At 60.3% G+C, this 11319-nt stretch carries 10 protein-coding genes; 7 read left to right on the top strand and 3 right to left on the bottom strand.

Annotation, left to right across the window (positions count from 1 at the left end; all coding sequences use genetic code 11):
- Window positions 1-253 (top strand): cytochrome C (locus tag O2807_05365; GenBank protein ID MDA0999932.1); only part of this gene is annotated, 253 nt, incomplete at its 5' end.
- Between the two features lie 217 nt (window positions 254-470).
- Here O2807_05365 and O2807_05360 read toward each other — a convergent pair.
- Together O2807_05360 and O2807_05355 are read right to left on the bottom strand one after the other, a co-directional pair.
- Window positions 471-980 carry a restriction endonuclease gene (locus O2807_05360; protein ID MDA0999931.1) on the bottom strand — a complete coding sequence of 170 codons (510 nt, stop codon included), beginning with the start codon at window positions 978-980 and terminating at the stop codon, window positions 471-473.
- Between the two features lie 94 nt (window positions 981-1074).
- Complete coding sequence (locus O2807_05355; GenBank protein MDA0999930.1) at window positions 1075-1242, bottom strand: hypothetical protein; 168 nt, start codon at window positions 1240-1242, stop codon at window positions 1075-1077.
- Between the two features lie 250 nt (window positions 1243-1492).
- On the opposite strand from O2807_05355, the gene O2807_05350 reads away from it, so the two are divergent.
- From O2807_05350 to O2807_05335, 4 genes are all read left to right on the top strand, one after another.
- Window positions 1493-1972 carry a 4Fe-4S binding protein gene (locus O2807_05350; GenBank protein MDA0999929.1) on the top strand — a complete coding sequence of 160 codons (480 nt, stop codon included), beginning with the start codon at window positions 1493-1495 and terminating at the stop codon, window positions 1970-1972.
- Between the two features lie 182 nt (window positions 1973-2154).
- On the top strand, window positions 2155-4374 hold the full coding sequence (locus O2807_05345; GenBank protein ID MDA0999928.1) for a bifunctional (p)ppGpp synthetase/guanosine-3',5'-bis(diphosphate) 3'-pyrophosphohydrolase: 2220 nt from the start codon (window positions 2155-2157) through the stop codon (window positions 4372-4374).
- A gap of 193 nt (window positions 4375-4567) precedes the next feature.
- Window positions 4568-5629 carry an NAD-binding protein gene (locus O2807_05340; GenBank protein MDA0999927.1) on the top strand — a complete coding sequence of 354 codons (1062 nt, stop codon included), beginning with the start codon at window positions 4568-4570 and terminating at the stop codon, window positions 5627-5629.
- Window positions 5626-6315, top strand: coding sequence for an endonuclease V (locus O2807_05335; protein MDA0999926.1), 690 nt, complete (start codon window positions 5626-5628; stop codon window positions 6313-6315). The genes O2807_05340 and O2807_05335 overlap by 4 nt, the downstream gene beginning before the upstream one ends.
- Before the next feature lie 74 nt (window positions 6316-6389).
- Here the strand turns inward: O2807_05335 and O2807_05330 are convergent, their stop codons facing one another.
- The gene (locus tag O2807_05330; GenBank protein ID MDA0999925.1) at window positions 6390-9236 is read right to left on the bottom strand and encodes a c-type cytochrome; all 2847 of its coding nucleotides are present in this window, start codon (window positions 9234-9236) and stop codon (window positions 6390-6392) included.
- A gap of 204 nt (window positions 9237-9440) precedes the next feature.
- On the opposite strand from O2807_05330, the gene O2807_05325 reads away from it, so the two are divergent.
- Both O2807_05325 and O2807_05320 read left to right on the top strand, forming a co-directional pair.
- Entirely contained in the window at window positions 9441-10382 is a 942-nt protein-coding gene (locus O2807_05325) for a histone deacetylase (protein MDA0999924.1), read from the top strand.
- Between the two features lie 146 nt (window positions 10383-10528).
- A complete protein-coding gene (locus O2807_05320; GenBank protein MDA0999923.1) occupies window positions 10529-11179 on the top strand; it encodes a TetR/AcrR family transcriptional regulator in 651 nt (216 codons plus the stop codon).
- Window positions 11180-11319 lie beyond the last annotated feature (140 nt).

The following is an 11319-nucleotide window of genomic DNA, read 5'->3' as shown; positions in this document are numbered from 1 at the left end:
CCTGCCGTATCTCGTGGGCTTCCGCTCCTACTGGGGGCAGGCGGCCTTCGGGGTGGCGTGTATCATCGCTTGGTATGGAACGATTCCGGTTTGGGGATTTTTGCGGCGGAAACACCTGAAAAACGTCGGGATGGTTCGCTACTCCGTCAAGGCGTTTCTCTTCATGACCATGATGGGCCTTGTCGCGAAGATGGCGCTGCGCATCGGGCTAAACGTGAAATACGTGCTGGTCACCCCCTGGTTCAACATCTAGGGCGGGGGAGTTGCAGAGAATGGTTCAAGATCGCGAGAAAAAACATCTGTGGTGGGATGCCTGCGGCGTCCAGGCGGTGGCTTTGGCCATCGTGTTGGGGGCGGGGGTGTATTTTCTCGTGGCTTAGCTTTCACCGAAGGGAAGGCGTCAGGAGAAGAATTTCGATTTGCAGCCGCTTCCGGAAGGAGGCGGTTTTTTTGTGCCTGATTTTTTGTGCCTAGAACGCGGGCCAGGTGATGTCGTGCGCCCGCATCAGCTCACGGAGGCGGGAGACGTTGATGAGCTCCATGGGGGCGCCCTCGGGGTATTTGCCGGTCTCCTCGGTGAAGTAGCCGGTGGTAATGAGAATGCCCTTGAGGGCGCGCTCGGCCCGGACGGTGTCGGAGAGCCCGATGACGCGGATGGAGCTGACGAATTCTCCCTCGGGAACCAGGATGCCGTGAATGATGTAGTCGCCGCCGACGAGGGGCGCCGGGTTGTGGGCCAGGATGTCGATTTCCTCGCTGTTGACCCAGGTGGACTCGACGATGCGCAGGTTCATGTTCTCGAGGATGTCGTGCAGCAACTGCTCGAAAACGGAGGGGGGCATCCTCCGCAGGTTTTGGATCTCGGCGTCGTCGCGGGTCTTCTCGGCGTCTTCTTCCATGGCGACGTTCGAGGTTGTCCGCTTGACGAGGAAGATGGTGAGGAAGCCGAGGATCAGGGCAAACACGATGAGTTCGAGCATGGCGGATTCCGATTGTCCGGGAGAGGCGAATGATCGCGAGAGCGCTGTTTTTCGGATGCGCGTGGGTCGGCCGCCAACCGCCTGGAGGGTGCGGCTAGCGGATCATCTCGTCGTAGACGGCGTCTTTCTTCCCTTTTTTGATGAGTTTGTCGTGGCGAAGCCCCTGCGAGATGGCGAGCCAGACGAAGAAAAGGACGAGCGGCAGCATAAAGGCGATGGGAACATTGTCCGGTTTCGTCAGAATTGCAATAAAGTGTTCCATGGGGCTTCCAAACCTCCTTGTTCTCTTCCCTGAGCGTTTCGCTTTTTCGGTGCCGTACAAAACCCATTTTGAACAAAAGCATCGGCGAGGGCAACTGGCGCTCCCCGACTATTCGGACTTTTTCATCCCCAAAAGAGCCCGGATTCTCTTGACAATCGAGGTGGTTCCCCTATATTTCTCTGAGACGGGCGGCGGGCCCGGTTTCCCGGCGCGGGATTGGCCAAATGCCCCATTGTGAAGGCGGTTTTTGATGCCCCATTTCATTTTCGACGCATGTATCGGCTGCTCGGTCTGTGAGCCGGTCTGCCCGACCAAGGCCATCACGGGCGATCCGAAAGCCATCTACAAAATCGATCCGACCCTGTGCATCGACTGCGGCGTCTGCGGAAAGTACTGCCCCGCCTTCGCCATCCAGGACGACTCTGGCAGCGTTATCGCGAACATCAAGCACAAGGAAATGCCCAAGGCCTACGTTATCGAGGAAAACTGCACCGGCTGCGTGTGGTGCGTCGACATCTGCCCCTTCGACTGTATCATCATGGCGAACGCCTCGGTGGAGCGGGATCACAGCCAGGTGGCGGTCGTCGATCAGGCCACTTGCGTGGGCTGCCGCCTGTGCGAGGAAATCTGCAACAAAGGGGCCATTATCGTGCCGCGGCACGAGGATGAGTCCGAATATATGACCCCGCTTCAGCAGGAATTCGTCATCTCTCCGCTTCGCTCCTACTAGGCCGAGTGCGGCCTCCCCGCTTCTTCCCGTATTTTCCGGCCGAATCGGTTTTGGTGCTTCTTGACGGCCCCTTTGTCCGCAGGTAGTTTTTTTAGGTGGCGCCGGAGTTCGGCTGCGGGCGGCGCCGGGATGCGTCCCCAGTGCGTTGATTTTCCAGGCGCACGGCGGCCCTGAGGAGTGCGATGATTTCCGATCTTTCCACCCGACCGCCGGCCCGGATCATGGACATCGTCGATCTGGTGGAGGAGTACGCCCCGGAGTCCTCTGATTTTCTGACCAGCGCCTATGTCTACACCGCCAAGGTGCACCGCGGACAGTCCCGCCTGACGGGCGAGCCCTATATCTCCCATCCCCTGGAAGTGGCCCGCATCCTGGCCGAAATGCGCCTCGACCCGGAGACGATCGTCGCCTCCCTGTTGCACGACACGATTGAGGACACCTCGGCGACGATCGGCGAGCTCCGCGAGCTGTTCGGGGAGGAGGTGGCCTCGATGGTGGACGGCGTGACCAAGCTGAACAAGCTCGATTACGGCAACCCCCAGATGCGGCAGGCCGAGAGCTACCGGAAAATGCTGGTCGCGATGGCGAACGATGTGCGGGTGATACTCATCAAGCTGGCCGACCGGCTCCACAACGCCAACACGCTCCAGTACCTTCCGCCGAAGCGGCGGGAACGGATTGCCCGCGAGACGGCCGATATTTACGCGCCCCTCGCCAACCGGCTGGGCATCGGCTGGCTCAAGGGCGCTCTGGAGGAGGCCGCTTTCCGGCATCTCCGCCCGAAGGAGTACGAGGAAATTGACGAGAAGCTCCGCGAGGGTCTCTCCGACCGGGAGAGCTACATGAAGGAGGTGATGGCGCTGGTGGAGCACGCCCTGAAGAAATCCGAAATCAAGGCTTCTGTCATGGCGCGCTTCAAGCTCCATTCGAGCATTTACCGGAAAATGGAGACGCAGAACATCGATTTTCATCAGGTTTTCGACATCTGCGGACTGCGCGTCGTCGTGGAGGCGCTGAAGGATTGCTACGCGACCCTGGGCATCCTGCACTCGCTCTGGACGCCCATACCGGGCCGCTTCAAGGATTATGTCGCGATCCCGAAGGCCAACCTCTATCAATCTCTCCACACCACGGTCGTGGGACTCCGGGGGCAGCGGATCGAGTTTCAGATCCGCACCCAGGAAATGAACAAAGCGGCGGAAGAAGGCATTGCCGCCCACTGGCGCTACAAGGAAGGTGACAAGCTCGATGAAACCGTGAATAACAAGTTCGACTGGCTCCGCCGGATGGTGGAGAGCCTTCAGGAGGAAACCGAGCCCCGCACCTTCGTCGACACCGTCAAGCACAACCTGTTTCAGGACGAGGTGTTCGTCTTCACCCCCAAGGGGGAGGTGCGGAGCTTTCCCCGCGGCGCAACGCCCGTGGATTTCGCCTATCTGGTCCACACCGAGGTGGGGCACCACTGCATCGGCGCCAAGGTGAACGGGAAAATCGTCCCCCTGCAGTCGCGGCTGGAGAATGGCGATATTGTCGAAATCATGACGAACCCGAACCGGACGCCGGGGCAGGATTGGCTGAAGTTCGTGGTCACTCCCCGCGCCAAGCAGCGCATCCGCGCCTATGTGCGGCAGGAGCAGCGGCAGCGTTCGATCGGCCTGGGCAGAGAACTGATCGAGCACGAATTTCACCGCTACAACCAGGATGCGGAGCCACACCTCAAGCCGGGGCCGCTCAAGGAGGCGGCCGATGCGTTCGGTTTAAAGGACGAGGAGGATCTTCTCGCCGCGATCGGTTTCGGCCGCCAGTCCGCGCGGCAGGTGGCGAATCATTTCCTGCCGGAGGACGTTGTCCGCGATCGCGAGCGGCGCGAGAAATCCCGCCTGCGGCGCTTTGTCACGCGGGTGCGAAGCCGGCCGCGGAGCGAGGGAATTCAGGTCAAGGGACAGGACGACGTGATGATTCATTTCGCCAAGTGCTGCGCCCCGATTCCAGGCGAAAAAATCATCGGATTTATCACGAAGGATCGCGGGGTGACCGTCCACGCGGAACGCTGCTCCAGCATTCGCGATCTAAAGGCCGATCGGGAGCGCCTGGTCGAGGTCAGTTGGGCCGAGGTGAAGCGCGGTGAAATGCACCTGGTTTCGATGGTGGTGGAAGCGAAGGATAGGCCGGGCGTTCTGGCGGGGCTGACCACGGCGGCGGCGTCGCTGAACGTGAACATCTCCCGCGTGGAGGCGGAAACCTCTCACGAGCGGGCGGGCATCCGTCTCGACGTGCAGGTGCAGGATCTGGATCATCTGAAGAAGGTGATGAAGAAAATGCGCGATGTGAAAGGGGTGCTTTCCGTCGTGCGGGTTCGCTCGAAGGCTTCCCGCGAGGAAGTTCTGGACGAATCCGCCTGAATCCGCCTCTTACCGGCCGCGCGCCCGGCATGGGCGTAGGTCTTCCCTTCCAGATGGCGTATGATTTCGTGGAACTATCCTAATTGTTGGTTTTATACTTCCGGGGATGTTTTCTGGCTCGCTTCGGATTCGGGTCGGGCGGGGCCTTCCGGAGCGGATTGGTTGACTTGTCTGTGGGGGGATTTTTCCGCCGATGGGAACACTTCGCCGCCGACTTGTCGTCGCTTCCGGGCTGCTGATTCTCGTTCTCCTGATAGGCGTTACCGGCTACATGGTCCTGGAAGGGTGGGATTTCCTCGATTCCATCTACATGACAGTCATCTCGCTGACGACGGTGGGCTATGGAGAGACGCGGGCACTATCGGGGAAGGGCCGCGTCTTCACCATGTTCCTCCTTTTGAGCGGCATGGGGATCCTGGCCTACGGAATCGGTACCTTTACGGCGTTCCTTGTCGAAGGGCATCTCTCAAATTTTTTGAGGATCCGGAATATGCTGAATCGAATCAATCGCCTGCAAGGCCACTTCATTCTATGCGGCTTCGAGGACGAGGCCCACTATGTTCTCGAGGAATTCATCAAAACCCAGACACCCGTTGTGGTTGTCGCCAAGGACATCGAGAAGCTCGAAAAGAACTTTCCGGGCCGGGAGATACTCTACATCGAAGGCGACCCGACGAAGGAGCAGTTCCTGAAGATGGCCAATATCGAAAACGCAAAAGGGCTCATCACCGCCCTGAATACCGACAGCGAAAACCTGCTGGTGGTCCTCTCGGCCCGGGAGTTGTCCCCCCAGCTGCGGATTATTTCGGGGGTATTTGATCGCGATAATCTTCATAAATTTCAAAGAGTTGGAGCTAACGCCACCGTCATGGCCACTTTCATCGGCGGCCTCCGGATGGCCTCGGAGGCCATCCGTCCGACGGTGGTCTCGTTTCTCGACACGATGCTTCGGGAGACGGATATCACCCTGCGCATCGAAGAGGTAAAAGTTCCCGGGGAGTGGGAACATGTCGGGAAGACACTTCGGGAGATCCACTTCCCCGCGCATACCGACCTGGTCATCGTCGCAGTCAAGCCATTGGATTCGGCGAAGCATGTATACAACCCCAAAAGCAATTACGTCGTGAACGAGGGCGATATCCTGATCGTGATTGGAGCCCTGGATCAAATATTCGCACTTCGAAAATTCCTCGGATACCAGATTGAACAGGAAGGCGAGGGAGAGGAAAGCCGGGATAGCGTAACGGCAAAATGAAGGACCCTCTCCGCCATCCGTGGAATTTGTCCCCCCGCGATGCGGTTGCTCTCCAGAATGCGCTTCGCCGCAAGGTGCGGCTGCGGCCGCGGGTCCACCCTCCCCGGACGGTGGCGGGCGTGGATATCTCCTATCCGCGCTTCGGCCGGCGCGCGGTCGCCGGCGTGATTCTTCTCGACTTTCCCGAATTGTGTGTCCTGGAGGAGGTCTTTGCCGTGGGGGAGATGCCGTTTCCCTACGTTCCGGGTCTGCTCTCCTTCCGGGAGGGGCCGTTGATGGAGCAGGCCTTCCGGAAATTGCGGCGCAAGCCCGATCTGATTCTCTTTGACGGCCAGGGGATTGCCCACCCGCGCGGGCTGGGTCTGGCGGCGCACTTGGGGCTGAGGTGGGCCACTCCTTCCATCGGCTGTGGAAAGTCCCGCCTTTTCGGCGAGGGACCCGAGCCGGCGGATCGGCGGGGGGCATGGGCCGCGCTCCACGGGCCGGACGGCGAGCGGGTGGGGGCGCGGCTGCGGACCCGCCAGGGGGTGAAGCCCATCTTCATCTCGCCCGGCCACCGGGTGAGCCTGGAGAAGTCCATCGACTGGGTCATGCAGGCGAGTCCCCGGTACCGCCTGCCCGAGCCCATCCGCCAGGCCCATCGCCGGACGAATGAGGAGCGCATAAAGAGGGGGATTACGGCCTAGCCCAAAAAAATCCGCCCTCCCCCATATATGTTTGGGGAGAGCGGATTCGGATATTGGTTTTCGAGGAAGAAAGTCTAGTTTTTGGGTTTCGGATTCAATTTCGGAAATATGTTCGTCACCATCAGGTAGTCGCGCAGCGCGGCAATTTGCCTGTAGCCGTCTCCGCCGAGGAGGGCCGGGTCGATGGGCTCGCCATGGCTCTCCAGCGTCGCATGGCTGATAGTTTGGCCCAGATCGCGGGGCGCGGCGATTTTGATCTTTTTCCCGTCGATTCCCGCCACCGTAACGATGATTCGGCTGCTTCCCAGCCAGAGGGAGGCGGGCCTGTTCTCGGCGAGTTCGGATTCTTTCTCCGAGTCCAACTCATAGATCCACTTGCCGTTTTCCTCCGCCAGCCGCTTGCCGTTGAGAATGTTGGCCTTGGCGCCCGCCCCCTCGAAGAAGGTGGGCATCTTGGTTCCTGGCCGGATCCGCGAAGGATTCATGATCCAGCGGAAAATCCACTCCGGGCGGAGGCGTTCTTTGGCCAACAACAGATTCGGGGCCGAGGGCGGCTCTGAGCCCGGCGGCGACGGCCATTTGTTGTGGCAGGAGAGACACTCGGCCTTCTGGAAGAGTATCCGGCCCGCGGCCAGGGTTTCGCTCTTTACCCGGGTCGGGTCGAAGTGGACGTAGGACCGGAGCTTGTTGTCCAGCGCCGCGAGGTAGTTGACCAGGGCGGCCGCGTCTTTTTCCGGCATCTGGAAGTTCGGCATGCGCACCTTCAGCCAGGGGCGCAGGATGACAACGTTTTTCAGGAAGCCGAAGAACCAGCCGGGCTGCACCTTGTCGCCCTCTCCATCGAGGGGAGGCGGGCCGTCGTTCGTGTCCTTGTAGTGGCGAAGGATGTCGCCGCCCCAGTTTTCGACGAGGTGACACCCCGAGCAGTTGTATTTTTCGATCATCCTCCGGCCGGCCTCGATGCGCTTGGCGCGCTCGGCGAATTCCGCATGGACCGTATGGGGCGGGCCGTGGGGGATCATTCCGCGGAGGAAGGTGCGGATTTCGGAAACCTCTTTGTCGCTCAGATCGAAATTCGGCATCAGGAGCTTGATGCGGTCGGTCTGGTAGAGCTTCGGGTTCTTCAGCTTGCCGAACACCCAGGCTTCCCACGTTTTGGGCGTGTTCACCACGTTGCCGAAATCGAGTTCGAAGGGTTTCTTTTCGGCGAATGAGGCCAGGTCGGGGCCGATCTTGCCGACATTCTCCATGCCGGGAATCACGTGGCAGCCGGCGCAGCCGCGCTTGGCGACGAGCGACTTGCCCCGTTCGAACGCGGCCGTATCGCCCAGGGCGCCGCTCGCGGCCCCCGTGGCAGGGGAGAGGTTCATCAGGTAGGCGGTGATGGCCTTCGCCTCATCGTCGGTGAGCCGCAGACTGGGCATGGTGGTCTCAGGCCAGTAGGCCTTGGGGTCCTTCAGCCACCGGAAGAGCCAGTCGGCGCGGAGCTTCTTCCCCGCGTTTCCGAGTGCCGGGCCGAAATCGCGGCTCCAGTAGACGATGGGCCGGCCGCTGACCCCTTTGATGGGGCCCGCCTTGATGTCTTTTTCGTCGCGGATGTGGCATCCGAGGCAGCCGACGGACTCGAAGAGTTCCTTGCCCTGTGCGATCAGCTTCGGGTTCTCCAGCCCGGCCATGCTCTGGACGGGTGCCTTCGGCTTGCCCACCGTCCAGACGTAGGTGGCGATGTCGCGCACTTCCTGATCGGCGAGGCTGAGGTAGGGCATCTTGGTGCGCGGGTTGTAGTCCTTGGGGCGCTTGATCCAGGTCAGCAGCCAGTCGGGGTCGACCTTCTCCTGAATCCGGGAAAGGTCGGGCCCGCGGTTGAGAAGTCCCTCGGCCCCGGGGATGTTGTGGCAGCCGAAGCAGCCGAGTTCGCGGACGAGGGCGATGCCGCGCGAGAGCTTGGGCGCTTTTTCGAGATTGAAAACGTTCGTATGGCACCCGAGACATTTGGTCTGCTGGTCCGCTTTATTGAGGATCGGATTTTCCCAGAAGTCGGCAAGGCCGTGCGCCTTGTTCACTGCGGTAATGGCCGAGCCTTGGCCGCCGTGGCAGGCGACACAGCCGATCTCTTTGTAGTTGTGCTCGACGAGGTAAAACCTGCGCTCCGAATGGGTGCGGAACGGTTGGGGGGCGTTTTCAAAGCCGGCCCGGTCAATGCCCAGGTGGCAGGTATGGCACCGATCGACGCGAAGGACAGGCTCGTTGAAGTTGTTGCGCTCGAACTCCCTCAGGACGATCTGCTTGATCTCGTAGGGCCGCGATTTGATGCTCTTGATGCGGCGCTCCAGGTCGGCGATCTCGCCCGAGCGCCGGCGGCGCTGGCGTATGAGGATGGACAGGCCCTTTTGTCTTTCCTCGATTTTGGCGAGCAGCGCGTCCCGCTGGGCCTCGGCCTTCTCGGCGATGGGCTGGAGACGGCCCACTTCCTTTTTGGCTTCCTGGAGGTGGGCGAGTTGCTTCTGGACGTCGTGCCCTTGGCGGACGCCCTCAGTGTAGTGAAAGTACGCCTCATCGTAGGTAGATTTGGCGAAAGCGAAGTCCTGGACCTTCTCGAAGGCCACGAGCTTCAGGCGATCGAGTTCTTTTTTGATCTGAATGAGTTCGGAGGAGACCGCCAGTTTTTGGCTCTGCGCCTGGATCTGCTTGTCGATCACGGCAACGGCCTTGCCGTCCTTTTCCTTGGCCTTGTTCAGCAGCTCTCTGACGAGCTTCAACTCGTACTGATTGAACTGCTTCTGATATTCTTTCCAGGGCCGCCGGGTGAAAGATTCATCCCAAACCGTCCAGAAGGTGACGGCCACAAAAAGAAGTCCCAGGATGAAAAATGGAACCGGGCTGGTTTTTTCCTCTGGGGGCTTAAAATTTCGCTCAGCCATCCAGGCGCTTTCTCCAGGTTTTTGGGGGCGATAGCAAGCATCAGACCGGAGAGAATTATATAGACCGGGGTCCCGGCGTCAACCCGTGGGAGGGCCCAAAATCCTGCCAGTAGAGGGCTTTTTCCGAGAGGCGGGCGGGGCGGCCAGGGGGATATACTGCGCCGCGCATCACAGGCGCGGTTTGCGAGAGGAGATAGTCCGAAAATGGCGAGAACCGCTTACTACTGGGACCCGATCTTCCTGGAGCACGACACGGGCCGGAACCATGTCGAGCGCGCCGAGCGGGCGGCGCGCCTGGCCCCCGAGCGGATGTTATCGAGAATTCCACAACTGGACGCCCGAACCCCCATCCCCCATGACGCCCGGAAGTGGGTGCTCGAGGTTCACGAGGAGAAGCACCACCGCGAGGTGGAAGAGGCCTTCCGGCGGGGAATGAGGACGCTCGATGGGGGCGATACCCGGATCAGCGAGAAAAGCTATGCGGCCGCGCTCAGGGCAGTTGATGCGGCCCTCACGGCGGCGGACGCCGTGATGGCGGGGGAGGTGGACAACGCCTTTTGCGCGATCCGGCCGCCGGGCCACCATGCCTACGCTTTCCGCTCCATGGGGTTTTGCCTCTTCGCGAACATCGCCATCCTGGCCCGCTATCTCCAGAGGCACCACGGCCTTGGGCGCATCGCCATCCTGGACTGGGACATTCACCACGGGAACGGAACCCAGAGTATTTTTTGGGAGGATCCCGATGTTTTTTTTGTCTCGATGCACCAGCACCCCCTTTTTCCGGGGAGCGGCATGGAATGGGAGAAGGGGGAAGGGGCCGGCGAGGGGGCGACGTTGAATCTGCCGATGTCGCCCGGCACCGAGGAAGCCGTGTTTTTCGAGAAATACGAAAACGTGGTGCTTCCGGCAATTGCTGCGTTCCGGCCGGAGATCATGCTCCTCTCGGCAGGCTTCGATGCCCACCGGGGAGATCTGCTGGGGGGATGCCGGTTGTCGGAAGACTACTTTGCCGAAATGACCCGGAAATTCAAGGATTTGGCTGCATCCCTCTGCGGGGGCCGCATCGTGAGTCTTCTGGAGGGGGGCTACAACCTTGATGCCCTCGAGCTGTCCGTGGCGGCCCACGTGTCCGCCCTGATGGAATGATTATCGTCTATCTATTTGAAATAAATTAGATTAAAGATTATTTCCTTTTGGCTTAAAATTTAGTTGACTGACTAACTAAGAAAGCCTACATTCCATTCCGAGGAGTCATTCGCCACCCGAGGAGTTTCACTCCGAGGAGTCATTTGATGGCCGTGAAGAACGCACCGAAACCGAAATCTGAAAACGCCGGGGGGACCCGCGCGCGCATTGTCGAGACGGCGGCGACGCTGATCTACCGGAATGGGTATACGGCCACCTCACTCGATGCCGTGGCCCAGGCGGCCGAGGTGAACCGGGGAAGCCTCTACTACTTTTTCAAGTCCAAAAAAAATCTGGCCCTCGCCGTGATCGATTACTTCGAAACGCTCCTCCATACGCATTATCTCGATCCTTCATTGAATGGGCCCGGCAACGGCCGGGAGAAAATCGAGCGCCTGGCCGCCCTCTACTCGCGGATGCCCAGCTTCGAGTCCCCCTGCTGCGGGTGCCCCATCGGGAATCTCTCGCTGGAGCTCAGCGGCATGGATGAAGATTTCCAGAAGCGCTTCGCCCGTTTGTGGAAAGGAATCTTCGGCCGGATTGCCGAAACGCTGGAGCAGGCCCAGGGCGAGGGGATGCTCCCCACTGATGCGGACACAGAAGGGCTGGCGCGGGCGTTTTTCTCCCAGATACAGGGGGGACATCTCGTGGCCCGGGCGACGCTCGATGCGGATTCTCTTCAGAAAGATTGCCGGTTGGCGGTCGAAAATCTGCCGTGGCTCAAAACATCCGCCACGGCGGCGAATGACAAATCGTAAATCAATAAAAAAAAGGGTGGATCATGGTGACTGAAAAAACGAAAGAATCCCGGGAAATTGACCTGACGGTACAAGGCATGACCTGTGCCGCCTGCTCCGCCCGGGTGGAAAAGCGGCTGAGCGCCCTCGAGGGGGTGGTG

It is taken from the genome of bacterium, from assembly GCA_027622355.1.
Lineage (GTDB): Bacteria > UBA8248 > UBA8248 > UBA8248 > UBA8248 > JAQBZT01.
This window is presented reverse-complemented; position numbering and strand designations above follow the sequence as displayed.

Excerpts from the sequence above, each read along its gene's own strand:
- O2807_05360 (MDA0999931.1), bottom strand. The coding sequence starts at position 980 with ATGCTCGAACTCATCGTGTTTGCCCTGATCCTCGGCTTCCTCACCATC.
- O2807_05345 (MDA0999928.1), top strand. The coding sequence starts at position 2,155 with ATGATTTCCGATCTTTCCACCCGACCGCCGGCCCGGATCATGGACATC.
- O2807_05330 (MDA0999925.1), bottom strand. The coding sequence starts at position 9,236 with ATGGCTGAGCGAAATTTTAAGCCCCCAGAGGAAAAAACCAGCCCGGTT.
- O2807_05335 (MDA0999926.1), top strand. The coding sequence starts at position 5,626 with ATGAAGGACCCTCTCCGCCATCCGTGGAATTTGTCCCCCCGCGATGCG.
- O2807_05355 (MDA0999930.1), bottom strand. The coding sequence starts at position 1,242 with ATGGAACACTTTATTGCAATTCTGACGAAACCGGACAATGTTCCCATC.
- O2807_05350 (MDA0999929.1), top strand. The coding sequence starts at position 1,493 with ATGCCCCATTTCATTTTCGACGCATGTATCGGCTGCTCGGTCTGTGAG.
- O2807_05320 (MDA0999923.1), top strand. The coding sequence starts at position 10,529 with ATGGCCGTGAAGAACGCACCGAAACCGAAATCTGAAAACGCCGGGGGG.
- O2807_05325 (MDA0999924.1), top strand. The coding sequence starts at position 9,441 with ATGGCGAGAACCGCTTACTACTGGGACCCGATCTTCCTGGAGCACGAC.
- O2807_05340 (MDA0999927.1), top strand. The coding sequence starts at position 4,568 with ATGGGAACACTTCGCCGCCGACTTGTCGTCGCTTCCGGGCTGCTGATT.